Origin of the sequence: Saccharopolyspora rectivirgula DSM 43747, from assembly GCF_000497205.1 — a bacterium.
In the GTDB taxonomy this organism is placed as follows: Bacteria; Actinomycetota; Actinomycetes; order Mycobacteriales; family Pseudonocardiaceae; genus Saccharopolyspora; species Saccharopolyspora rectivirgula.
In genome coordinates this window covers 1-23,250 of the sequence record NZ_AYJW01000040.1, presented here as the reverse complement: position 1 = coordinate 23,250, position 23,250 = coordinate 1, and the positions used below count along the sequence as shown (strand labels likewise).

The 23,250-nt window shown below is 67.3% G+C and carries 26 protein-coding genes; 8 read left to right on the top strand and 18 right to left on the bottom strand.

What is annotated here, in order from left to right; translation table 11 throughout:
* Positions 1–23 precede the first annotated feature (23 nt).
* The 6 genes from SREC43747_RS0112365 to SREC43747_RS0112340 all read right to left on the bottom strand — a co-directional run bounded on the left by SREC43747_RS0112365 (position 24) and on the right by SREC43747_RS0112340 (position 4,662).
* A complete protein-coding gene (locus SREC43747_RS0112365) occupies positions 24–464 on the bottom strand; it encodes a hypothetical protein (RefSeq protein WP_236623156.1) in 441 nt (146 codons plus the stop codon).
* A 262-nt stretch (positions 465–726) separates the two neighbouring features.
* A complete protein-coding gene (locus tag SREC43747_RS0112360) occupies positions 727–1,953 on the bottom strand; it encodes an erythromycin esterase family protein (RefSeq protein WP_152528409.1) in 1,227 nt (408 codons plus the stop codon).
* 247 nt (positions 1,954–2,200) lie between these two features.
* Positions 2,201–2,536: a hypothetical protein gene (locus SREC43747_RS0112355; RefSeq protein WP_051387981.1), complete on the bottom strand. Its 336-nt coding sequence runs from the start codon at positions 2,534–2,536 to the stop codon at positions 2,201–2,203.
* On the bottom strand, positions 2,537–2,812 hold the full coding sequence (locus SREC43747_RS0112350; RefSeq protein ID WP_029721566.1) for a hypothetical protein: 276 nt from the start codon (positions 2,810–2,812) through the stop codon (positions 2,537–2,539).
* Positions 2,809–3,894, bottom strand: a complete 1,086-nt coding sequence (locus SREC43747_RS0112345; RefSeq protein ID WP_029721565.1) for a CHAP domain-containing protein — start codon at positions 3,892–3,894, stop codon at positions 2,809–2,811. Before SREC43747_RS0112345 ends, SREC43747_RS0112350 begins: the two co-directional genes overlap by 4 nt.
* 18 nt (positions 3,895–3,912) lie before the next feature.
* Positions 3,913–4,662, bottom strand: a complete 750-nt coding sequence (locus SREC43747_RS0112340; protein ID WP_029721564.1) for a transglycosylase SLT domain-containing protein — start codon at positions 4,660–4,662, stop codon at positions 3,913–3,915.
* Positions 4,663–4,703: 41 nt separating this feature from the next.
* On the opposite strand from SREC43747_RS0112340, the gene SREC43747_RS21545 reads away from it, so the two are divergent.
* Positions 4,704–5,210, top strand: coding sequence for a hypothetical protein (locus SREC43747_RS21545; RefSeq protein ID WP_152528408.1), 507 nt, complete (start codon positions 4,704–4,706; stop codon positions 5,208–5,210).
* Positions 5,211–5,506: 296 nt separating this feature from the next.
* On the opposite strand, the gene SREC43747_RS21070 is transcribed toward SREC43747_RS21545, so the two are convergent.
* The 3 genes from SREC43747_RS21070 to SREC43747_RS0112320 all read right to left on the bottom strand — a co-directional run bounded on the left by SREC43747_RS21070 (position 5,507) and on the right by SREC43747_RS0112320 (position 7,942).
* Positions 5,507–5,698, bottom strand: coding sequence for a hypothetical protein (locus SREC43747_RS21070; RefSeq protein ID WP_152528407.1), 192 nt, complete (start codon positions 5,696–5,698; stop codon positions 5,507–5,509).
* Positions 5,699–6,430: 732 nt separating this feature from the next.
* Positions 6,431–7,345, bottom strand: coding sequence for a sulfite exporter TauE/SafE family protein (locus SREC43747_RS0112325; RefSeq protein WP_029721561.1), 915 nt, complete (start codon positions 7,343–7,345; stop codon positions 6,431–6,433).
* A gap of 120 nt (positions 7,346–7,465) precedes the next feature.
* Complete coding sequence (locus SREC43747_RS0112320) at positions 7,466–7,942, bottom strand: RrF2 family transcriptional regulator (protein ID WP_029721560.1); 477 nt, start codon at positions 7,940–7,942, stop codon at positions 7,466–7,468.
* A gap of 751 nt (positions 7,943–8,693) precedes the next feature.
* On the opposite strand from SREC43747_RS0112320, the gene SREC43747_RS19830 reads away from it, so the two are divergent.
* The gene (locus SREC43747_RS19830) at positions 8,694–9,437 is read left to right on the top strand and encodes a GTP pyrophosphokinase (protein ID WP_037331874.1); all 744 of its coding nucleotides are present in this window, start codon (positions 8,694–8,696) and stop codon (positions 9,435–9,437) included.
* 4 nt (positions 9,438–9,441) lie between these two features.
* Here SREC43747_RS19830 and SREC43747_RS0112310 read toward each other — a convergent pair whose 3' ends face one another.
* The 5 genes from SREC43747_RS0112310 to SREC43747_RS21065 form a co-directional block, all read right to left on the bottom strand.
* A complete protein-coding gene (locus tag SREC43747_RS0112310; protein ID WP_029721556.1) occupies positions 9,442–9,696 on the bottom strand; it encodes an SHOCT domain-containing protein in 255 nt (84 codons plus the stop codon).
* Positions 9,697–9,738: 42 nt separating this feature from the next.
* Positions 9,739–10,692 (bottom strand): nitroreductase family protein, encoded by a 954-nt coding sequence (locus tag SREC43747_RS0112305; RefSeq protein ID WP_029721555.1) that lies wholly within the window; start codon positions 10,690–10,692, stop codon positions 9,739–9,741.
* Between the two features lie 119 nt (positions 10,693–10,811).
* A complete protein-coding gene (locus SREC43747_RS0112300; protein ID WP_029721554.1) occupies positions 10,812–11,597 on the bottom strand; it encodes a VOC family protein in 786 nt (261 codons plus the stop codon).
* A gap of 186 nt (positions 11,598–11,783) precedes the next feature.
* Positions 11,784–12,965 carry an MFS transporter gene (locus SREC43747_RS0112295; protein WP_037331873.1) on the bottom strand — a complete coding sequence of 394 codons (1,182 nt, stop codon included), beginning with the start codon at positions 12,963–12,965 and terminating at the stop codon, positions 11,784–11,786.
* 389 nt (positions 12,966–13,354) lie between these two features.
* Positions 13,355–13,663 carry a hypothetical protein gene (locus SREC43747_RS21065; RefSeq protein WP_152528406.1) on the bottom strand — a complete coding sequence of 103 codons (309 nt, stop codon included), beginning with the start codon at positions 13,661–13,663 and terminating at the stop codon, positions 13,355–13,357.
* Between the two features lie 447 nt (positions 13,664–14,110).
* Between SREC43747_RS21065 and SREC43747_RS0112290 the strand changes: the two genes are divergently transcribed.
* On the top strand, positions 14,111–14,947 hold the full coding sequence (locus tag SREC43747_RS0112290; protein ID WP_236623155.1) for an SAM-dependent methyltransferase: 837 nt from the start codon (positions 14,111–14,113) through the stop codon (positions 14,945–14,947).
* Positions 14,948–14,958: 11 nt separating this feature from the next.
* On the opposite strand, the gene SREC43747_RS0112285 is transcribed toward SREC43747_RS0112290, so the two are convergent.
* Entirely contained in the window at positions 14,959–15,969 is a 1,011-nt protein-coding gene (locus SREC43747_RS0112285; protein ID WP_306413788.1) for a DNA polymerase IV, read from the bottom strand.
* Between the two features lie 99 nt (positions 15,970–16,068).
* Here SREC43747_RS0112285 and SREC43747_RS0112280 point away from each other — a divergent pair, with 99 nt between their 5' ends.
* Positions 16,069–16,548, top strand: a complete 480-nt coding sequence (locus SREC43747_RS0112280; protein ID WP_029721549.1) for an NUDIX hydrolase — start codon at positions 16,069–16,071, stop codon at positions 16,546–16,548.
* A gap of 48 nt (positions 16,549–16,596) precedes the next feature.
* Here SREC43747_RS0112280 and SREC43747_RS0112275 read toward each other — a convergent pair whose 3' ends face one another.
* Entirely contained in the window at positions 16,597–17,361 is a 765-nt protein-coding gene (locus tag SREC43747_RS0112275; RefSeq protein ID WP_029721548.1) for an SDR family NAD(P)-dependent oxidoreductase, read from the bottom strand.
* A 484-nt stretch (positions 17,362–17,845) separates the two neighbouring features.
* Between SREC43747_RS0112275 and SREC43747_RS0112270 the strand changes: the two genes are divergently transcribed.
* Complete coding sequence (locus SREC43747_RS0112270) at positions 17,846–18,334, top strand: SixA phosphatase family protein (protein ID WP_037331881.1); 489 nt, start codon at positions 17,846–17,848, stop codon at positions 18,332–18,334.
* A 525-nt stretch (positions 18,335–18,859) separates the two neighbouring features.
* Complete coding sequence (locus SREC43747_RS0112265; protein WP_029721544.1) at positions 18,860–19,654, top strand: acyl-CoA thioesterase domain-containing protein; 795 nt, start codon at positions 18,860–18,862, stop codon at positions 19,652–19,654.
* Positions 19,655–19,982: 328 nt separating this feature from the next.
* Here the strand turns inward: SREC43747_RS0112265 and SREC43747_RS21725 are convergent, their stop codons facing one another.
* Together SREC43747_RS21725 and SREC43747_RS22295 are read right to left on the bottom strand one after the other, a co-directional pair.
* The gene (locus tag SREC43747_RS21725; protein WP_029721541.1) at positions 19,983–20,459 is read right to left on the bottom strand and encodes a LysR substrate-binding domain-containing protein; all 477 of its coding nucleotides are present in this window, start codon (positions 20,457–20,459) and stop codon (positions 19,983–19,985) included.
* Positions 20,375–20,743: a LysR family transcriptional regulator gene (locus tag SREC43747_RS22295; protein WP_368681317.1), complete on the bottom strand. Its 369-nt coding sequence runs from the start codon at positions 20,741–20,743 to the stop codon at positions 20,375–20,377. Before SREC43747_RS22295 ends, SREC43747_RS21725 begins: the two co-directional genes overlap by 85 nt.
* 213 nt (positions 20,744–20,956) lie before the next feature.
* Between SREC43747_RS22295 and SREC43747_RS0112250 the strand changes: the two genes are divergently transcribed.
* Together SREC43747_RS0112250 and SREC43747_RS0112245 are read left to right on the top strand one after the other, a co-directional pair.
* A complete protein-coding gene (locus tag SREC43747_RS0112250; protein WP_029721540.1) occupies positions 20,957–22,099 on the top strand; it encodes an acyl-CoA dehydrogenase family protein in 1,143 nt (380 codons plus the stop codon).
* A 21-nt stretch (positions 22,100–22,120) separates the two neighbouring features.
* Positions 22,121–23,250 (top strand): CoA-binding protein (locus SREC43747_RS0112245; protein WP_201768690.1); only part of this gene is annotated, 1,130 nt, incomplete at its 3' end.

The window sequence follows — 23,250 nt, the reverse complement described above, 5'->3', positions numbered from 1 at the left end:
AACAGGCGCCGCGCACCAGCCGGCTACACCGGACCGACGTGCGGCCTTCGGTCACCGCGCAACCGAGCATGGCGCCCACCAGGTCCAGGCCCCTCCCTCGCGGCGAGCCGATCGGCCACGAACCCGGTGACGAAGGCGTAGACGGTCTTGTGCACCAAGTCGACGAGGAGCTCACCCCGCGGCCACGTCCACGGCGGCGCACCAACACCGGTGGCGTTCTCCAACGTCTGGTCGTTCGTCAAGCGCACGACCGCGAACATCGACGACGCCCACGGCCCGCGAAGACCGGAATCCGCCATGACCCCGCGCAACGCGCCCAGCAGCACCCCCTGCCCCAGGTGCATCAGCAGATTCGCACCGGGCCGATACCGCACCGCCCCGGGCACCCGCCCCAAAGTCCGCCCCGGGACGTGCGAATTCGGCCGCCCGGTGACCGCTTGTTCGAGCTTCTCCGCCGCAGTCATCACCAGAACCCCGGCTGCTCCCGCCACCAAACCGTGCACGGCCCCCCGCCGGAACACCTGCCCGGTGCGCACGCGGAACCGGTCCCGCCCCAGCACTCGAGCCCCGCGCGTGTGCAGCCCACCGCCGCTTCTGGCAGCTCCTCGCTCATCGCTCATGCACCGGGAGTACCCGGTGCACCTCGTTCCAGCACCGGCCGGGACCGCTCGAACTGCGGCCCCGGCCGGGCAGCGCCGCGAGCGAGGCCCCCGCTGGCAGGTGGCCTCAACCATTCGTCCGGCGCGCGACAGAACTCGGATTCATCTCCGGCAAGCAGACGACCGCGTCGAAAGCAGCCGGCAGATCCACCGGGACTTCGGTGGTGGCGTGCCGAATGGTCACCGGCTCAGCTCCTGGCCGCGCCGACCGCAGGTCCAGCAGAGCAGGTGCACCAGGAACGTGGTCCGCGACGATCCGCTCCACGCTCCCCGCCGAAGGCGGACCGAGCGGTTCGCGCAACACCTCGAGCCCCCAATGGGCCTGTTCGTCCAGCCGTGCTGCAGTGGTCACACCGGTGCACGCGGTGACCCCGAGGGCGACGTAATCGCTCCCGAGCTCTGCAGCGAGGTAGCACCCCGCCGAACGCGCCCGCACCCCGGGCAGCAGCTGGATCGGCACGCGCTGCGCATGGCCGTTGTGCAGCATCAGCACCACGCGCTCCTCGGGCCCGAGCAACTCGCGCAGCAGCCGCACCGTCTCGGCCTGGTACACGTCCCGCGAGGACACCACCAGCTCGGGCCTGTCCGGTTCCGCGAGCGCGTTGAACTCGCGGAGCTGCTCGTCGACGCGCAGCGCACCGAGCGCGTGATGGCGGGCGATCCGATGAGCGCCTCGGTCAGAACCGGCGGGCAATGCATCCAGCCGCAGCAACAGCCTGCTCAGCGCGGCGGTGGCAGCGTTGCGATCCGCTTCCGCCAGTTCCGCGTACCGGTTCGCGGCGAGACCGTTGTTCGCCGCGGCATACGGTTGGATCGCCTCGAGCGCGGCGTCGACCAGCGGCAGCTGTTCGGGAGCGCGCGCAGCGAGATGTTCCCGGACACGGCGAAGCGCAGGTTCCCCGGAACCGCCCGAGCCGGGCACGTCCAATCCGGCGAACCGCACCCGGCCACCGGAAGCGTTGTGCTCGCGCAACCAGACGAGCATATCCACGACTTCGGGTGCTTCACCGAAGCGGAAGGTGAACCCGTCCCTGGCCACCGCGGTGACGTCTCCCGGGCCTCCCCTGATCCAGTCGTCGACGAGCTGTCCCTCGGCGAAGCCGGATTCGAAAGCCACCACTCGAAAATCGAGCTCGGTCACCAAGAAGCGCAGCAACTGCGCGCGGAGCAGGGAGAACTCCCGGATGTGGTGGTTGTTCTCCCCGATCGCCACAACACGGGCATCACCGACCAGGTCGGCGAACCAGGACAGATCATCAGCAGGAAGTGGACGCACGGAATCCGGCAGCACCATGGCAGCTCCCACCCAGCAGCGGCAACGGGAGCCACCGTAGCCGGAGGAGACGACCGGCGCAGCGTTTTTTCGGTCCTCTCCCCGCCAGGTGGGCGCAGCACAACAGCGCTCCCGGCAGAACCGGTGGACACCCGCACATGCGCCCACATCGGACAGAACTTCGAGCAGTGGACCGGTTGATTCCGGACCGCGCCGACCGATCCGCTGCACGAGAAGGGTGTTCGTCAACCTCCCCCGGTTCGGAAGATCAGTCGGATTTCGCCGAGGGCATGAACTCGGCGACGGCTGCCGCAACGTCCCCGCCGCAGCCCGCTTCGATCGCTCGGAGCCCGTTCTGCAGGGAAGCCGTGCACGCTTCGCCGCTGAGCCGCATGATCTCAGCGGCCAGTTGCTCCGGCCCGAGGGAGAGCGCTTCCTCGGTCAGCTGCAGACCGGTCAGCATCCCGTGCAGGTCGACGGCGAGCGCGACCCCCTTCCCCCGGGCGACCCCGCGAATCTCCTCCATCCCCTTGGCGAGGCCGAAGCTCTCCGCTTCCTCGGCGAGCTCGATCAGTTCGTCCACCGTCCGATCGTCCTCGTACATCTACCGCCCACTCCCTCCGCTGCTGGATGCCGGCTCGCTTCCGACGCCCAGCACGGTGAACTCCTCTTCGGTGAGACCGTTGAACTGCTGCTCGAGAGATCGCCTGGCTTCCTCGTTCGCTTTCCTGGCGGCAACGCGCACCAGCACTCGGATCGTCTTCGCCAGCCTCGAAGCTCCGAGCTGCAACGCCTCCGGAGAGAGCTGCAGTGAGCGCAGCGTTCCCCCCGGCGCCACCTCGACGACGATGCCGTCCCGCTTGGCCTTCCCGGTGATCACTTGGGATGCACCCCTCCGTAGAACTCGCCGATGTCCTTGGAAAGGTCATAGCTGAGTTCCTGCACCTTGCCGCTTGAGTTTCCCTCTATCAAGGTGACCGTGTCCCCTTCGACCTTCTCGACGATTCCGATGTGCGTGCTCTGCCCGTGGCCGGGACCGCTGCCGAACAGCAGCACGTCACCGGGACGGACCTGCTTGCGGATGTCGTCCTGGTCGTACGCCGTTCCGTTGCGCTCACCCCACTCGTAGACGTCACCGGTGAACCCGTACTTGGGGATGTCGACACCGGCTTCCCGCCACATGGAGGTGGCGAAGTAGGCGCACCACGGCTGCCCGGTGGGTCCCCACTTGTTCTGGTTGTTGGGCCCTTCCTTGAATCCCAAGTGCTTGCGGGCGTTCTCCAGGATCTCCTCGACTTTTCCGGATCCCTTGCCCTTGCCCTTGTTCTCGTCCTTGCCGGAATCATTCCCTCCAGGGGACTTCGATCCCCCTCCTTGCGATGTCCGGTCTTCCCCGCTCGGATCTGCTATGCCGTCGCTGTCGATTTCCTTCTGCAGCGCGCGCAGCTTCCGCGCCGCTTCTTCCATTTCCGCACGGGCGTCCTTGAGCTGCCCGCCGGATTCCTTCAAGTACGAGCCGGCGAGGTCGGCAACCCCGGCCAGCGCGTTCATCAGCCCGGACGGGGCGGTGATGCCCACGACGGCGAGGCCGGCTTTGATGAATTGGGCCGCCTTGTTGATGAAATCCTCGACAAGACCACCCACATTGCTGTGCCGGGCAGCCAGCGCCTGGGTCACCTGTTCCACGATCTTCGCCGCTTCTTCGCTCGCCTCCGCGGTGACGGCGAGCTGCTTGTCGTACTTCTTCGCTTTCTGCACCAGACCGTCGGTCGCCTTGCTATCCCAGCCGCCCAGCAGCCGGTCCACTTCCTGCTGGTGTTCGTCCTGCTGCTCGCGAATGCTGGCAGCGGCCTGTTCCAACGCGGTCTGGGCCTTCAACGACTCAGCTGCTTTCCCTTCCAGCTTGCCCTGGTGCGTGTGCAACTCGCCGGCGAACCGAGAAACGATGCCGTCAATGTCCACGTCGTGCTCTCCCGGCCGTCATCCCAGCAGTTTCTTCAGTTCTTCCGCCGCCAGCGCGTCGGAGTCCTGGTACTCCTTTGCCGCCCGTTTCGCCTCCGCCCCCAGGTTTCCGGCATTGCGCCCCACGGCCGTCACCTGCTTCTGCAAGCTCCGGCTGAAGTCGGCCAACGCGTCCGCGAAACCGGTCTCCTTGCCGATCTTGCCGAAGCTGTCCTCAGCGATTCCGGTGACCGAGTGCACGGTCTTCTTCCCGGTGTTCTGCAAGGTCTCCGAGATCTGCTCCGTCTTCTTCGCGTAGGCGATGAGACGTTCGGGAGACACGGAGAACCCGTCGCGGCGTCCGCCGCCTCCTCCGCTGGGGGTGTTCGGCTGTTTCGGCCCGCCGCCCGACCCGCGGTCCACCTTCTTCGCCGCTTTTTCAGCTTCGTCCAGGAACTCTTTGTACTTCCCGCTGGTGTAGGTGGTCCACGGTTCGAAAGTCCCACCTCTTTCCTTGTAGACCTGGTACGCCGCTTCCGCATTGGTGGCCGGGTCCTTGAGCTCTTCGTCGGAGTCCAGCCCGAACTGCTTGCGGCGAGCCGGCCCCAGATCGTCGATCATGTTGATCTGCCACAGCCCGTACGAGTCGTCCGGCCGAGTCGAGTTGTGCTTCGTGGGATCGCCGCTCGACTCGGCCAGCGCCACAGCGACCGCCGTCTCCAGGTCCTTGCCCCGAAATCCTGCGTTGTAGGCGTGCTGAGCGATCTGTTCAGCGGATAACGCACTCATGCGAGTGAGTATTGCGTGGTGCCAGCTCGCCCAGGAGAGATTTGAAAACCAAGGTCAAAAAATCTACCGAATGGAGCAGAGCAATTCGGGATGCCAGCGAGCACTTCCGGCCGGAGCAGCGCTTTTCCAAGAGTTGCGCCGGCGAATGCGATTTCGGCGGCCCGGGTTACGCCATTCGACCGGCGTTCTCCTCGTTCCCCGCCCCACCGAACGCGGCCGCTTTGCGGGGAAGCGAGCAAGTGGTACCGCGCTCAACCGGCGTCCCGGATACGGCAACCAGGCATAACCCGGACCACATCTCCGGGAAGTCGCTGCGCGTCGAGACTCGCTCCTTCGATCATGAACAAGCGCAGAGTTTCTCCACGCTGGAAGGAACCGAAGTGACCGACAAGCCCGAACGCGAGCTCATCGACCTCTCCCGCGACCCGACTCCAGGAGTGCCTGATCACGCTGCTCCCGAGGGCGCGGGAGTGCACCCGCTCATCGATCTTTCCCGCGATCCCAACCCTGGCGTGCCGGACCACGCCAAACCGGACGACGAGGGGTAACAGCTCCGAGCGGTGCCGAGGAGCGCCGCTGGTCGTGTCCCGGCGGGGCTGGCGGGAACGCCTCGCCGGGCATTCCAACGTTGAGCACCGAGCGTGGTGGCACTGCAGCCGCGCTGGGCATCGACCGCGCAGTTCACCCCCGCTCGATCCGGTCGTCGAAGACGGCCCAGCAATTGCCGATCATCCCGAGCGGGCTGATTGGTCTTCCGGAAACCGGCGATCGTCGCGGCGGTGGGGAAGCGAACTGCCGCCCCGACTCGCAACTGCTCCCCGTTCGGTTCCAGGGCGCCTTCCGGTCAGTCGAACTGACCAGCACCCACCTCGACAACATCAGCGGAGACGACGCCGGTGGACACCAATCGGCGCTTGGCCGGTCGTGGTGACCACGGCCCGCTCCGGAAGATCAATTCCCGCGGCACGGGACATGCTCTTCTACCTTCAACTGGCGACGAGTACGTCTCGTTGTCGGACTCGGCCTTGTCAGGCACAATCCTCACCCCGGGATTGATGAATATGGTTGACGCACAACAGCAACTTGTCGGTAACCATTGTGCCGCACGCCGCGAACACACCTTCCTCGGGGTCCACGAATCCGGTAGTTGATCAGCACGAACCCGGCCACTCCTTGCTCAGCCAGCACGCACAACGCAGCACAAGACCCCGCGGTCGACAATTTTTCCGCCACGAACAGCACCTCAGAAAACCGCAGAGGAATATTCCGCCACCAATTCCGCGCGGTTCGCGCTTCGCCACCGGCCAGAATTGCGAGATCGCAGAACCCCCACCGGTGCTTCCGCCCGGAAAACGCGAAGCACCATCACTCTCCCCAGCACCCACCGGATCAGCCACCCGCTGCCGCTCGCGCACTACCCCCGGTGCTCACCCCAACGGGCCCGAGTTCCCGACCCGCCCGAACTGCTGTTCTGACCGCTCACGTCCCCCCAGCTACGAGTCTTCCCCGTTCGAGCACCGCAGCGACGAGCCGGCTGGCTGCATCGCTGGCGATCCTCCCCCGCACGGACCACGACCAGGCCCCACCACCGCTTCGGAAATCCGCTGAGCCGCTCAGCCCTGCACGCTGCTCCCGGCGACCCGACAGACAGCCAAGAACGAAAAGCCGGTCCCCGGAAATGATTTCCGGGGACCGGCGGAGCGATCGGTCGAGCGGAGGACTTCATCGCCAGCGGGGAGCGGTCAGCGCGTCCTCCGCATTCGAGCGCTCAGACAGCGGAAGCTTCTTTGGCCGCCTCCGCGTCGACCGCGCCCGACTGACGGCGTTCGAGCAGGGTGGCCCGGACCGCCCAGCCGATGGCCACGGCCCACCCGATGGCGACAACCGTGTAACCGGTGATGCTCACCACGGCCGGAGCTTCCAGAGTGTTCAGCACGGTCCGCAGGTTGGTCAGCACGATCAACCCGCCAGCACCAACACCGATCATGCGGGCCGGGAGCAGCCGCACCAGCCAGGCGGCCAGCGGAGCGGCCAACACCCCACCGATCAGCAGACCGCCCACGACGACCGGGGAGAGCGCGGTGCTGCCCAGCGCGACGAGGAAACCGGCGCTGGAGCCCAGCGAGACCAGGAACTCACTGGTGTCCACCGAGCCAACGGTGCGCCTGGGGGACAGCTTCCCGCTGGTCAACAGGGTGGAGGTGGAGATCGGTCCCCAACCTCCCCCACCGGTGGCGTCCACGAATCCGGCCACCGTGCCCAAGGGGACCAGCCACCGACGCCCAGCAGGGGTGAACGACCGCTGCCGGACCGGCTGGCGCCAGAAGGAGAAGCGCAGCAGGACGTAGATCCCCAGCGCGATCAGAATGCCGGACATCCAAGGCGCGGCCGCTTCGGTGGAGATCGACGACAGCACGGTGGCACCCAGGAAGCCACCGATGCACCCCGGGATCGCCAACCAGCCGACCACCGACCAGTCGACGTTGCGCAGCCGCCAGTGCGAGATTCCCGAGGACAACGACGTGCCCAGTTCCGCAAGGTGCACCGAGGCGGAAGCGATGGCCGGTGCTGTACCGACCGCGAGCAGTCCGGTGCTGGCCGTGACCCCGAAAGCCATGCCCAGGGAACCGTCGATCAACTGGGCGGCGAAGCCGGCCAGCGCCACCATGAGCAACTTGCTCATTGCTCTCCCCGCAAGCTCGTCCGATGTTCTGGAGACCCCGATTAGTCACAAAGTTGATAAGGACAGTACAGAATCAACCAGTCCTCGAACACCGGCTCTCAGGGAGTAAGAAATAGCTGGTCAGCGGCTCTTCCAGACCCAGCGGCTCTCCCAGACGTCCGCGTTCTCCGTGCGCTCAGCCACCTCTTCAGGAAGCGAATCTGCGACCAAGTGCGCGAGAGTGACTCCTTCGAGCACTTCCCGCAAGCTGCTGCGGACCGCGATCCACACCCGTTGCAGCACCGCGACCGAAGCGTCGTAGGTGACGTCCTCCGGACGGACGCCGTGGACGCTCACCAGCGGACCATCGGTGGCGCGGATGACATCCGCTATCGATATCTCATCGGCAGAGCGGGCGAGGTACCAGCCTCCGGTTTGCCCACGACGGCTCGACAGCATTCCCGCTCGGCGCAGATCGGCGAGCACGGCGAGAAGGAAGTTACGCGGGATGCTCTGCGCCTTGGCGATGTCTTCCGCCTTGGCGACCTGCCCGGGCTCCAGCCTGGCTATCTCGATGAGTGCCCGTATCGCGTAATCAACCTTGGTCGAGATCCGCATACCGGCCATTCTCCCCCATGCCGATTTGCGCATCGTTCCGCCCGCGGTCCACCGCGCACCGCAGCACCTGGCCAAGAATTGAAATTCGCCGACCAGCTGCTCACTCGAGCATTCCTCCCCGTCTTCGACGGGAGAATCCCAGAACCGGCCAGCGCCGAATCTGCCGGAACGCGGATCGTCCGAACGATCACCAGCACAGCGCACCCGATTCCCGCTGGAGTCGAATGCGAACAAAGCTTCCGTCCTCAGCGGAAAGAATTCGGACGGCAGCGCATTCCTCCCGGAACCACATCGCCGACATCGGCGGGCTACCACCTCATCAGTCCTAGGAGGACTAGACCCCTGGGTGAGGGCTTAACCGGAATTCCGCTCATCGCAGCAAGGAATGCCCGTTCGCCGCGATTCGGAGCAATACGGGACCTCCGACGTTGAAAGCGCTCTCCGGGAGCCATCGCGGCGACCCGCTCAACGGCACACCGGGGAGCAGGAAACCGCAGCACTGCGAGAACGATTTCCCGCTCGGACAACACCTGATCAGCGCGCTTCGCGCACCAGGCACCTTCCCGCTGCGGTCGACTTCCGAGGAACGGCTCGCAACCCGGGTGCGGACGGCTCGTGCAGGCCGCATCGGACGCGGGTTCGACCGCTCCGTCGAGCAGTGCCGCGCCGCGAAGGAGGCCCGCCGTTCTTCGCTATTCTGGGGAAGTGCGGCTGGCCGCGCTGGCCACAGCACAACCAGCAGGAGGTTGACATGTCGGTAGGGAGATCACCGCGCCGCGTCGAGCCGAGGTGGTCGTCCCCGCAACACGGCACCGCGGAAACCGCCGGTGGCCCCATTGCCCAGGGATCAGAACACGCCCTCGATGCCCAGGGCTCGGACCGCACCGTCGATTTCGTCCGGCAGACAGCCGACCTGCTCATCTTGCACAAATTCGCGATCGACGAAGTGATGACCAGGCTCCGGATCTGGAGCGAGGAATTCGACCACACCCACGAGCACGACCCGATCGAGCACATCACATCGCGGGTGAAGCGGCCGGAAGCGATCGCGGCCAAACTGCGCAGACGCGGCCTGCCGGTCACCTCGGAGTCGGCGCGGAAGAACCTGACGGACATCGCCGGCATCCGAGTGGTCTGCCCCTTCCTGTCGGACGTGTACCTCATCCGGGACTTGTTCCACCGGCACGAGACCGAAATCGTCCAGACCAAGGACTACATCGCCAATCCCAAGCCCAACGGGTACCGCAGTCTGCACCTGATCACCAAAGTGCCCGTGCACCTGTCCGAACGCACCGAGCACGTCTTCGCCGAAATCCAGATCCGCACCATCGCGATGGACTTCTGGGCAGCCGTGGAGCACGAACTGGGCTACAAGAGCGGTGGCGCGGTTCCGCCCGCAGTTGCCGACGAACTGCAGGACGCCGCGGAGACCGCGGCCGTTCTGGACGCCCGCATGAACGCGCTGCACGAGCGGAGCAAAATGCTGCGGAGCTGACCGGCTACCGCCGCTGTCCGCTCTCGGCGAGCACAGCGGCTCGTCTGCGGTACTCCTCTTCATCGATCTCGCCGCGGGCGTACCTCTCCGCCAGCACCCGGTGCGGCCCGTCGAAGGGCTCCGCCCCGCGGCCTGCCGTCGAGCTCCTGGTGATGTAGCGCGTCAGCGCGATGATCCCCAGGATCATCAACACCCAGAACAGCACCATGCTGACGGTCATGAAGGAGAACGCCAGCACCCCTGGCCCGTCCCAGTACATTCGTGCCACCTCCTCGTCCGGGGCACCGGCAGCAGGCGACCGCTAGCGCTCTTCCGCGCTGGTGCGCCCGAACCGGAGCAGCACGTGCGGAACCATCGTCAACTCCAGCTCCGACGCCAAGCCGGTGCGGACTTCCACCAGGTGCAAGGGTTGCGTCAGCACTGAGCCGCTGATCCCCCGACTGGTCGCCTCCAACCAGGCCAGTTGCAGGGCTTGGCCGGTGAGCACGTGGTCGGCAGCCGTGTCGTTGCCGGTGCCGAGCACGCACACCGATTCGTGCTGGATCCGCTTGGCCAGAGTCGCTTCGTCCGGTACCCGAGTGCGTCCGGTGACCAACCCCGCCGCGGAGAGCCCGGACGAACCGAAAGCGTGCGCCGCCAGGCCTCTGTCGCGGGGCCCGCGCGGGGCCTGCGTCCACATCGTCAGTTCTCGCTGATATCCGGGGTCGTCGTGGTACACCCGCGCCGCGTATTCCAGGAGTCGGGCCACCGCGAGCGCGCTGGGCTCCCCGTCGATCCAGGCGAGCTGGATCCCCGGCATCGCAGCTGCTCCGGCCACCGCGTCGCGCTCCGCCCCGGTCAGCGGCCGTCCGGTGAACGCCGCGCGGTCGCTGCGCCGTTGCTTCACCGCTCGGAAGCGGCGCATGTCCTCTTCCGAGGCCGAGGCTCGCTGGGTGCCCACCACGGTGGCCGTGATGGCTTCTCCCGTCTCGATCCGGGTTTCCGCCCGCCAACCGAGGCTGCGCACGGCCAGCACCAGGTTCGTCAGCGCGGTTCCGCAGGAGATGCTGCGGTCTCGCCCGTTCGGGTCGTGGTGCAGCAGTTCCGCCTCGGTGCGTTCCCGCAGCACAGCGGTTCGGTCGTGCACCGCCAGCCACCAGGGGTGGGTGTTGTGCACGGAGGGCGCGTGCTCAACGGCATCGGTCAGCACCGCCACTTCGTCCGCGGACCACCCGGACGTGCCGTAGTCCGATGCTGCGGTGGACTGCCCGTTCATGGCTCCCCTTCTCCCCGTCTGCCGCCCCCGACGACAGCGCAGGACACCGTCGGCGCAAACCACGACGGCTCGGGAATACCCCGCAGTCACCGTCCACACACGGCCAGCACCTCGAAGAGCTACATCGGCGAAGGTGTGAGCACCACGAATTCGGCGTTCGCCTGGTCGTTGCAAACCGCCAGCCGGCCGACCCCGGCGGCGTCTTCGGGCCCCATCTGCACGTTTCCGCCGTGACCGGTGACGCTGTTGACCACGGTGTCGCAGTTCTCGACGTGGAAGACCGGGTGCCAGTAGGGTCGCCCACCCGGCAGGTCAGCCGCTTCGAGCTCCATCAGCCCGCCCAGCATGCGTTCCTGCCCCTGGCCGGCGGGGCCGATCATGGAGTAGGTGCCACCTCCGTCGGGCATGAGGATGTCCTCGTACTCCCAGTTGAACAGCGTTCCGTAGAACTCCTTGGCGGCTGCCGCGTCGGTGGTGTACAGCTCCAACCACATCAGTCCGCCCGGATCGTCGACCAGTTGCAGCCCGCGGTCGGCGCCGGCTTCGAAGATCGCGAACTGCGCTCCTTGCGGGTCGCTGACCTGGGCCATCTTGCCCCCGCCGGCCATGGGCTCCACCGGCTGGATCCGGACTGTGCCGCCGAGGCGCTGCACGGCCGCGGTGGTCGCGTCCGCATCAGGTGTGTTGAAGTAGACCATCCACGCGGATCGAGCGCCCTGTTCGGTCAGCTTCCCGATCGCTGCGACGACCTTGCCGTGCAACCGGAACAGCACGTAGTCCTCCGAGGCCGGGGACTCGGCTTCCCAACCGAACACCGAGCGGTAGAAGTCCGCTGCCCGTTCGACGTCTGGAGCTCCCAGGTCCAGCCAGCAGGGTGTTCCGGGAACGTGGTGGGTGGTGATCATGGGTTGCCCCCTCGGAACTGCCTTTTCCGCCCCCTTCAGCTGCCCGAACGGCCTCATTCCGAAACGGCCCTCGGGCTCTCCTGCTGAGCGGAAGCGACGCGCCGCCCCGGGCCACCTGCTCGCAGCGGGCATCGGCCTCCGGGGCGGCGCGTCGCGGGGGTGCGGGGTCGGCCGGCGGAGGTGGCGTCAGTGGACCGGCTCCCGCCTCAGCTGCCTGCCGTGCGCTCTGCCGTGCACCGCGTGGTACAGCACGGCGGACAGCAGGATCACAGCGCCGGTGAACGCGTACATGAAGCGGTAGTCGGCAGCGTTGGCTATCTCGCCCAGCACCAGTGGCCCCACCCCGGTGCCGAAGTCCAGGAACAGGAAGAAGGTGGAGACCGCCACCCCCATGCGTTCGCTCGAGGAACGGCGGATCGCAGCGGCTTGGGCGATGGAGACGATCGACCCGAAGCCGGCTCCGATGAGAGCTCCGGCCACGGCCATGCTGATCGCCGAGTGGGTCTGGGAGAGCAGCAGGAGACCGGCCCCGTAGCTGGCGATGGCCGGGTACATGACGATGTTGTCCCCGCGGGTGTCCTGGATTCGGCCGATGACGAAGCGGCAGGCGACGACGGCCAGTGCGTAGACGAAGAAGAAGGTGCCGGCCGCTCTGGTCAGGTCCGCCTGCACGGCGAACAGGTGGGCGAAGGACAGCACGGAAGAGCTCCCCACCCCGGCGATCAGCACGAAGCTCGCGATCGGCAGGGCCTTCGGTTCCAGCAGCTTCCACCCGGCTTTGGCGCTCTTGCGGGCTTTCGGCCGCGGCGGGAGCTTGATCATCAAGGCCATGAGGGTGGCGGCGGCGGAGAAGGCCGCGCAGGAGGCGAACAGCGCCGAGTACCCGAACCGTTCGATCAGCACCAGCGCCAGCAGCGGACCGATCGCGCCGGCGAGCGGGGAGCTCATGGACAGGAATCCGGTGCCCTCACCTCGGCGCTTCTCCGGCACCAGGCTCTGCCCGGCCGCCAGCACCGCGGTGCTGGACGCGCCGAACATGAAGCCGTGCACGAAGCGCACCGCGAACAGCGTTCCGAGGCTGCTGGTGAGGAAGTAGCCGGTGGAGGCCAGGGTGAACAGCAGCAAGCTCACCAGCAGGGTGAGCCGCATCCCGATCGTGTCGATGAGCTGCCCGGACAGCAGTCGGGCGCCGATCGCGCCGATGACGAACATGCTGGCGGCCAGGCCGGCGGCGCCGCCGGCCGCTTGGAATTGCTGTGCCGCGTACACCGCCATCGTGGTCATCAACAGGTAGAAGATCATCATGACCAACGTGTTGATCGCGATGGCGAGGACGAATCCCTTGGTCCACAGCTTGGTGCCAGTCAAACCTGTCCAACTCCAGAAGTCGTGATCGGCCGTCGAGCCACACACCGGGAACACTGGTGAGCGGATCCGGTGCGCCCTGCGCGGGAGCACATCGCGAATGGAACGCGCTCAATCCTTTCCAGTGTTAGTTCGCACACAAACTACACTTGACAAAAAATAGATCATCTGCGCAAAGAAATTTGTCCTCCGATTTCCGTTTAGCGCAATTCCCATTCAGCGAAACAGTCGCCCCGCACGCAGCAGACAAACCCAAGCCACCTTCCAAGCCGAACTGCACGGAGCTCGCGAGAACCGGCCAGCTCAGCACCACGCATCAGGTCAGCGAGCAGCGAAGACCAATGCACCCGCAGTTCTCGGACTATAGCAAACAGCGCAGCGCAAACCGCCCGTCAACCACCCACCAGCAGCCCGACTGAAGAACCGGCTGCCGAAGCACGACCCGCAACGGAATCAGCGCGTTGCTGAAAACCGCCAACTGCAGCCCGAACCAACATCCAATTGACGAACACCCCACCACTGACGATCAACAGCACCAACCCAGAACACGAAACAGGCCCGCCAAGTCCTGAAAGCCCCCACGCCTCGATCTCCAGCGGTTCACGAGCCGCCTGAGCACCGGTAGCAAGGCTGCGCACCACGTCGATCCGGCAGCCCACATCGGACGGATGAACCACGGCGTCGGCCCGGGAACGCATCACGTTCCGCCCGCACCGAGCCGAAAACCGCGCTAGCTCCACACCACCGCGACCGGCTTTCCACCGAAGCGCTCGTCAGCGCTTCACCCGTGAACCACCTGCAACTCCGGGAACTTCGCTCGCGGCAGAAGAACCACACCGGAAACGCACTCGGATGCACCGCGCTGCAGCGGAGAAAACCCGTCGGCAACACGGCAGTGCTTTCCACTGGTGGGAAGATCTCGCCGACCGCGCAACGGAATGCCCCGGAGGCAGCCAGCCGTTCCCTTCCGTCCACTGGAAGCATTGGGCAGGGCCGGACGGCCGTTCCCGGTGTTCCTGCCAAGGCAGCAGAGGATTCCCGCGTGCGCAGCAACCGGCGCAGCACGGCCGATCCCGGAGCGTTCGCCCGCCTTTCCAACTCCGGCCGAAATGCTGGTAATGCACGAAGACAATCGGCAAAATCGCGATATGCCAGCAGACCACAGCGATCCGCTGCTTTCCCGGATGATCGACATACGCGGGGAGATAAAGCTGAGCACCCCCAATGCAGCCCGGATGTACGACTACTACCTCGGCGGCACGGCGAACCTGGAAGTGGACCGGCAAGCCGCTGAAGAACAGCTCGCGGTCATCCCGACCACTCGCGACTGGGCCAGGGAGAACCGGGCCTTCCTGGGGCGGGCGGTGCGGTTCATGATCGAGCAGGGCATCGACCAGTTCCTCGACCTCGGTTCCGGGATACCGACCGTCGGCAACGTGCACGAGATCGCGCACCACCACAACCCGGAAGCCCGCGTCGCCTACGTCGACTTCGAACCCGTTGCCGTCGCGCACGCCAGGTATCTGCTGGGCGACGATCCACGGGTGACGGTCGTGCAGGAGGACATCCGGTATCCGCAGCGGGTGCTGGACGCACCGGGCATCAGGAAGCTCCTGGACTTCTCCCGCCCCGTCGGGGTTTTGGCGGTGGCGATCCTGCACTTCGTCCCGGACTCGGACGACCCCGTCGGAGTCGTCCGCGGATACCGCTCCGCCTGCGTCCCCGGCAGCTATCTGGCGGTGTCCCACCTGTCCCGGGTCACCTTCACCGATGAGCAGATGGCCCACGGGCACTCGGTCTACAACCGGACCTCCACCCCGGGCACCTTGCGCTCCCGGGAGGAGATCGCAGCGATGTTCGAGGGGTACCAACTCGTGGACCCCGGTTTGGTGCTGCTGCCGGAATGGCGCCCGGACCGCCCGGTCGACCACAGGACCGCCCAGTGGACCAACAGCTACGCAGGGGTCGGCGTCCTGGCTGGCTGAGCGGTTCCACCTCAGTTGACCAGCTCGGCCCGGACACCGATCAGCCGGAGGGGGCTGACCAACCGGAACCGCTCCAAAGCCGCCACCGCAGCGCGCTCCAGCGCCTCCCGCCGGCGCGTCGGCTCCGGCAAGGTCACCCCGTGCGTGCTGGTCGCGAACCGGGAATCGCGGACCTTCACCACCACCCGCCGGGCGAGCAGCCCCTCCCGGTCCAGATCAGCGACCACCAGCGCGGCCAACCGGACGACTTCATCCCGGACGGCAGCGGGGTCCTGCAGGTCCTGCTGGTAGGTGACCTCGTGGCCGTGGGACCGCGGCTGGTACGGGGCATCGGTCACCGGCGAGGAGTCGTAGCCGTATGCGGTGGCCACCAGCCAAGGTCCGATGTTCGGACCGAACACGGCGGCCATCTCCGCCAACCCGGCCCTGGCCAGCTCGCCCACGGTGCGGATGCCGTTGGCCTCGAGCCGGCGCGCGGTCTTCAGCCCCACCCCCAGGAGCGCTTCGGTCGGCTTGTCCGCCATCACCGCCACCCAGTTCCCGGCGTCCAGCCGGAACACACCCGCCGGCTTGGCCAGCGCAGAAGCGATCTTGGCCCGCAGCTTGTTGTCACCGATCCCCACCGAGCAGTGCAGCTGGGTGCGGGCGTGCACCAGCTGCTGCACCTGCCGGGAGAACTGCTGCGGGTTCGCGGTGGTCACCAGCAGGAAGGCCTCGTCCCAACCCGCCACTTCCAAGACGCCGCCCACTTCCCCCAGCGCTTGCATCACGGCCGCTGAACTGTCCAGGTAAGCGTCTTGATCGGCGAGGAGGAAGACCGCTTCGGGGCAGCGAGCGGCGGCTGTGCGCAGCGGAGTCCCCGAGTGCACCCCTCGCTCCCGGGCCTCGTAGGAAGCTCCAGCCACCACTCCGCGCTGGTCCGGACCACCCGTGCCCACCAGGACGGGTTTTCCGCGCAGTTCGGGGTGCCGCAGCAGTTCCACCGCAACGACGAACTGGTCGAGATCGACATGCAGCACCACTTGCTCCACCCGTCCAGCATCACCGATCCCCCCGGATCCAGCAGCGGAGCGCCGAGACGCCGCGATGACCGGCTCGCGCCGACGTGGTGGCATGGACGGGTGAGCAAGCACAGCGCAGGAATACTGCTGTTCAAAGTCGTGGACCGGACCCCGCTGGTGATGTTGGTCCATCCCGGCGGCCCGTTCTGGAGGAACAAGGACGCCGGCGCATGGACGATCCCCAAAGGGGAGTGCAGCGATTCCGAGGAGTTGCAGACGACCGCGCTCCGGGAGTTCGCCGAGGAGACCGGAACGCACCTGCCCGACCCCGAGTTGGTTCCCCTCGGCCAAGTGAAGCAGAAGGGCGGCAAGGTGGTGACCGCCTGGGCGGTCGAGGGGGACTTCGACCCCTCTCAGCTGCGCAGCAGCGAGTTCGAGCTGGAATGGCCGCCGAAGTCCGGGCAGCTGCGACGCTTCCCCGAGGTCGACCGCGCCCAGTGGTACGACTTCGCAGAAGCCCGGGAGAAGATGAACTCCGCGCAGCACGCCTTCGTCCAGCGGCTCGAGGAGGTGCTGCGGGAACGCGGGCGGATCGACTAGCTCGAACGTGCTCCCGGCCCGCCGGAGCGGCGCCGGGAGCGCCGAGGCTCAGCGAGGCGCCATCCGGATCGCCCCGTCCAGCCGGATCGTCTCCCCGTTCAGGTACGGATTTTCCACGATGCTGCAGGCCAACGCGCCGAATTCGGCCGGGCTGCCGAGCCGCCGCGGATGTGGCACCGAATCCTCCAGCGAGGCGCGCACATCGTTCCGCAACCCGCCGAGCAGCGGGGTGTCCATGATGCCGGGGGCGATGGTGCACACCCGGATCGCCTTGCTGGCCAAGTCGCGGGCAGCGCACAGCGTCATCCCCACCACGCCGGCTTTCGAAGCGGTGTAGGCGATCTGCCCGATCTGTCCTTCGAAGGCCGCCACCGAAGCGGTCAGCACGATCGCCCCGCGCTCGTCGTCCACCGGTTCATGACGCGCCATGCGAGCCGCGCCGAGGCGGAGCGCGTTGTACGAACCGATCAGGTTGAGCTCGATGACTTCTTCGAAGGGCTTCAGCGCCCCCGGTTGCCCGTCCTTCTCCACCAACCGGATGTGGGCCCCTCGGCCGGCGCAGTGCACGAGCGCGCGCAACGGCCCGGTTTCCCCAGCCGCGTCGAGTGCGCTGGCGAACTGCTGTTCGTCCGTCACGTCAGCGGCGACGAAGCGTGCAGCATCGCCGAGTTCCTGGGCCACTTGCGCACCGGCCGAACCCGGCAGGTCGATCAGCGTCACCTGAGCTCCGGCTTTGATCATTTTGCGGGCGGTCGCCAGCCCCAGCCCCGAAGCTCCGCCGGTCACCGCCGCCGAAATACCTTCCAGACGCATGTGCGCATCCTTTCCACCCGGTGTGCCGGAAAATCATTCAATGCTCGGTGATCAAAGCGGGTCAAAGTGGTATTTGCGAACAGATCCGTAGGGGCTTCCTATGGATCCGAGGTGCGGGCAACCGCTTCGCAACGGGCGCCCCCAGTGGAAGGACGACCTCGACGCCGCCGGCGGAACGCGACGACCTGCCGCGTGAACCCCGAACCAGCGAGCACCGCGGGACGAACTGGTGCGGCCGAAGCCGCACGCCGGACGCGGTTCCTGCGAACCGGTTCGCGCGAGGACTCCACACGTCGCGAGGAAGAACGGCTCGGCCACCGGAGCGGCGACGCGATCTGCCCGGTCGAACGTCCAATCCGGACCAGAGGCACCCGAACGGCCGCTTGCGAACGTCCGCTGCCTGCACCACGGCCCCGGCGTCCGGGTGACGCGGAGAATTCCGGTTGTGCCGCTGAGGCCGCCGAACACCCCCTACGATGGTCCGGTGGTGAGAGCACAGCGCAGACTCGTGTTGATCCGCCATGCCAAGTCGGCGTGGCCGGAAGGAACGGACGACTTCCACCGCCCCTTGGCGGACAGGGGACTCGCAGACGCGCCCCGGGTGGGCAAGTGGCTGCGGAAGAACCTGCCAGGCATCGAGGTCGTCCTCTGCTCCCCTGCCCGGCGCACCCGGGAGACGTGGCAGTTGGCCGGCGCGGAGGTGCCCGCCTCGCCCACCGTGCAGTTCGACGAACGCATCTACCAGGGCTCCGCCGACGACCTGCTGAGCGCGATCAGGGGTTTGCCGAGCACCTCCTTGACCGCGGTCTTGGTCGGGCACAACCCCGGCCTGGAAGAACTGCTGAGCTTGCTCACCGGCGAACCCGCTGAACTGAAGACCGGGTCGATCGCCGTGCTGGCCACCTCGGCGGCGTGGTCTGCCGCGGGCAAGCAGTGGGCGAACGTCGACACCTTCGCCAGGCCGCGGGACTGATCAACTGACCAGCTGCAGCCCGCCCCGTCCGCGTCTCGTCCCTCGGGCGGCTGAGCCCCGCCCCGGTCGGCGCGCAGCACGTTCCGGAAGGCACCGCGCCACGGCTGCGGCGCGGTCGTGCCAGCCGGCGAAGCTGCACCGCACCTGGCCGAGGCACCGACGATCCCCCTGGCCACCGCGGGCGGCTCAAGGCTGCGAACCCCGACTTCGACCTCCGCGCCGCGCCGGGCTCCGGTGATCACCCCCGGGCCGCGGACCGGGGCAGGAGCGCGGCTCGAGTCGCCGAGGAGCTGGTCAATCCACCAGCGACGTGGGCAAATACCGGATCGGTGTCCGCGGAACCCGGTCTGCGATCCCGTGTGAACCTCCCGAACGGGGAACACGGGACGAAGCACCCGACTCCTCTCGGACCGGCACCGGCGTTGGCGGCCCTGGCCACAGAAGCTGGCCGGGGCACCACCGGGTGCAGTAAGAAACGAGAACACCAACAGCCCGGGAGAACCCGGTCGACCGCTAGGAGGCGCATTGACGAGCACCACCGAGCCAGCCCCCTTCTTCTCCCGCTCCGGCAGCCTCTTCCTCCCTCAGCCGCACGCGCACAGTCCGTGGTCAACCGACATGCTGCACGGGCGGCTGCTCGGAGGCCTGCTCGCCCGCGCGGTGGAAATCGAACACGGCGACCCGGAACTGCAGTTCGCCCGGCTGACCGTCGACCTGTTCCGCAACACCGGGATGGTGCCCGTCCGGGTCGAAACCGGGGTGGTGCGCCAGGGGCGGCGGATCAAGGTGGTCGATGCCACCGCGTACGCCGACGACCAGCCGGTGGCGCGGGCCAGCGCGGTCATGCTCCGCCGCGGTGAGCAGCCGAACGGCCAGGTGCCGTCCACCCCGCCGTGGGACATGCCCGCACCGGACGCGCTCGGCCCGGCTCCGGAAAGCCCGCTGCCCTTCGACGTCTGGTACGTGGACGAGAGCGGCAACCCGGCCAAGGACCTGCGCATCGCCGGCAAGCGGCGGGCCTGGGCGCGGGAGCGCCACAACCTCGTCGACGACGAGCCGATGTCCCCGTTCGTCCGGGCGGCGATGGCCGGTGATTTCGCCAGCCCGCTGGCCAACTACAGCACCACAGGCCTGGAATTCATCAACAGCGACTACACCCTCACCCTGTCCAGGCTCCCGGTGGGCGATTTGATCGGGTTCGAATCCAGCGGCCACATCAGCGATGCGGGAGTGGCCGTGGCCGAGTGCACCGTGCACGACCTCAACGGCCCGGTCGGGTTCTGCTCGGTCACCGCGGTGGCCACCCGCCCCATGCAGTGATGGCAGGACTCCCCGGCACCGCTCCGCCGGCCGCGGCCACTCCACCGATGGCCGCACACCGGGTGCGGGAGTTCTTCGAGCACTTCGTCGACCTAAGCCCAGTAGTCCGTGCGAAGCCGGATTCGGGTCGTCGGCCCGCCAAGCCAGGGCCAGCGGGAGCACCGGGGCGTCCTGCACCAGGACCAGCACCGCTCCAGGAACTTGAGGTGCTCAGCGGTCGACGGGACGAGGCTGGCACCGGGGAGAGGGTGGTGCGCGTGTCCGGGGGCTTCCTCGACGAGGTTGGTGGTGAACCCGTTGCGCAGGCACACCGCCTGCACCACCTGGTTCACCACCGAGCCGCGACCGGTCGGGAGCAGATGAACCCCTCTCCCTGCGGCTCCGGCAATTCCACCACGGCGCGCCCGGCCCAGGGGTGATCAGCGGGCAGCGCGGCCACCAGGGGATGGCTTTCCAATTCGCGCACGTGAAGTCCCGGAGCTGACACCGGCAACCGGAGCAGGCCGACATCCACCTCGTGCTGGCTGGTGCGATCGCTGAGTTCCCCGCCGGAGAGCGGGCTGAGCACTTCGAAGCGCACCAATGGGAACCGCTGGCGGAACTTGCGCACCAGCAGGTGCATCACCTGGTAGGAGGTTTGCGCGCTGAACCCCAGGCGGATGACACCGGCCTGCCCGGCTGCCGCCTGCCCGGTGATGCGCCGGGCGGCCTTGGCGGACTTCAGGGTTTGCGGGCCTCCTGCGAGAAAGCCCCGCCGGCGGGGAATGAGCGGGACGCGGCGCGTGGTGCGGCGGAGCAACTGCACTCCGATCTCCTGCTCGAGCTTTTCGACCTGTTGGGGAGCGGCGGTTGGGAGATGTGGAGACGGGCAGCTGCCCGGCGGAAGTTCAGCTCCTCGGCCACCGCGGCGAAAGCTTCCAAATAGCGCAGCTCCACCGCACCGCCCTCTCCGCCGGAGAGCTCGTCCGCCCTGCTCAGCACGGATTGTTTCGAATATCGAATCAGAGCTACATGAACTTGGTCTTGGACGGAACAAGCTGTCGCGGCTATGTTCAGCGCGAAACAGCTTTCCCAGCGGTGGGAAAGCATTCGTGTCGGGCGGGAGCGAGGTCCATACGGGCATGGCACACCACCGAGCGCGGTACCCGGCCGCGGCCCCCTTCTCGAGCAAGAACTGCCGTCGCCCCCGGCCGTCGAATCCCGCGAACGATCCGCATTCCCTCCCCCAGAACGACGAACGATCCGGCAGCCAACTCCCCGCTGACTCCTGGCACGCACACCGGAAACGATCGGGCAGGAACCATGGATCCCAGCGATTTCGAGGAAGTTCTGCGCACCGTCCGCGATTTCGTCCGCAACCAAGTCGTTCCGTTGGAAGACGAGATCGAGCGGACCAACGCGATCCCCCAGCACATCCGGGAAACCGCCGCCAGCATGGGGCTTTTCGGCTTCGCCCTTCCCCAGGAGCACGGCGGGCTCGGGTTGTCGATGAGCGAAGACGTCCGGTTGAGCATCGAACTCGGCTACGCCACCCCGGCTTTCCGGTCGATGTTCGGAACCAACAACGGCATAGCCGGGCAAGTGATCTCCAAGTACGGCACGGAAGAGCAGAAGGAGCGCTGGCTTCCCGAACTGGCTTCAGGTGATGTGGTCGCTTCTTTCGCCCTGACCGAGGAAGGAGCTGGATCCGATCCCAGCGGACTGCGCACCCGGGCTGTCCGCGACGGGAGCGACTACCTCATCTCCGGGGCCAAGCGGTTCATCACCAATGCCCCTGAAGCCGGGCTGTTCGTGGTGTTCGCGCGGACCGATGAGAACGCCGAACCGCACAAGGGAATCTCGGTTTTCCTGGTGGAGGCCGGATCGGCAGGACTCCACGTCGGGCCACCGGACGAGAAGATGGGCCAGGCCGGTGCCTTGACCGCCGAGGTGCACTTCGACTCGGTCCGGGTGCCCGCGGACGCTCTGGTCGGCGGTGAAGAGGGCACCGGGTTCTCCGCTGCCATGTCTTCGCTCAGCCGCGGTCGGTTGCACATCGCTGCCATCTGCGTCGGACTGGCCGAGCGGATTCTCGACGAGGCCATCGGCTTCGCGACCACCGCCCGGCAGGGCGGTGCACCGATCAGCCGCTTCCAGCTCGTGCAGGCGATGTTGGCCGAGTCGAAGGCGGAGCTGTACGCCGCCAGGTCGATGGTGCTGCGCGCTGCCGACGAGTTCGACGCCGGAACCGACACGCGGCTGGCTCCGTCGTGCGCCAAGTTGTTCTGCAGCGAGATGGTTTCCCGAGCGGCGGATCGCGCCGTGCAGGTCCACGGCGGCTCCGGATACATGCGCGGAGTTCCCGTCGAGCGGCTGTTCCGGGATTCCCGCTTGTTCCGCATCTACGAGGGCACCAGCGAAATCCAGAAGTTGATCATCGCCAAGCAGCTGTTGCGGGACGCCTGACCCGTCGGGAGAGGAGCCAACGTGGGCGCCGGTGATGACTTCGGCGATGCCGTCGGAAAACTGCTGCACCCCCGGTCCATCGCCATCCTGGGCGCTTCGGACAACCCGGTGAAGCTGTCCGGACGTCCGGTGGACTACCTCAAGCGGTTCGGCTATTCCGGCCGGGTGCTGCCGGTGAACCCGCATCGCAGCCGAGTGCAGGGCATCCCCGCTTTCCGCAGCCTCGACGAGATCGACGGGGAGATCGATCTCGCCCTGGTGATGCTGCCGGCGGAACAAGTGGTCCCGGCGGTCAGGAAGTGCGCGGAACGCGGGATCCCTGCCGCGATCATCGGCGCCGCGGGGTTCGCGGAGACAGGAGCCGCGGGCGCCGAGTTGCAGCGGCAGCTGACCGAGATCGCTGCGGAACGCGGGATCCGCCTGCTGGGGCCGAACTGCTTGGGCATGATCAACGTGCGGAACCGCGCCGTGGCCACCTTCACCTCGGCCTTGGACGAGAACATCGCGCTGCGCGAAGGTCCGGTGGCGTTCGTCAGCCAGAGCGGCGCGTTCGGCAGTTTCATCTTCAGCGCGGCCCAGCAGGAGGGCATCGGCATTTCCCACTACCTCAACACGGGCAACGAAGCAGACCTGTCGGTGGCCGAAATCCTGTCCGGGCTGGTGGAAGACCCGCAGGTCCAAGTACTCATGGCCTACCTGGAGGGGCTCGAGGACGGGGAGCAGTTCCTGCGCGCCGCCCGCAGGGCCCACGAGCTGGACAAGCCCTTGCTCGTGGTCAAGGTCGGCCGCTCCACGGCCGGCGCCAGGGCGGCCCACTCGCACACCGCCTCCCTGGCCGGCGAGGACACCGTTTTCGACGGTGCCGTCCGGCAGCACGGCGTGGTCCGGGTGGGCGGTCTGGAACCCCTGCTGGACGCCGCGCAGGTGTTCGCCGCCCAGCGCCGCCCCCGGGGAAGACGGCTGACCACGCTGTCGCTCTCCGGCGGGGCGGGCGTGCTGATGGCCGAGCGCGAGGTGGCCGCCGGCGTCGAGGCGACTGCGGTGTTCGCCTGGGCCCGCCGGATGTCGGGCGCGGTGATCGGCATCGCGGGCGCGGTCGGTGCGCTCGGCGGGGGGGGGATCAACGTGGCCTTCCGCGCCTCCTACAGCGG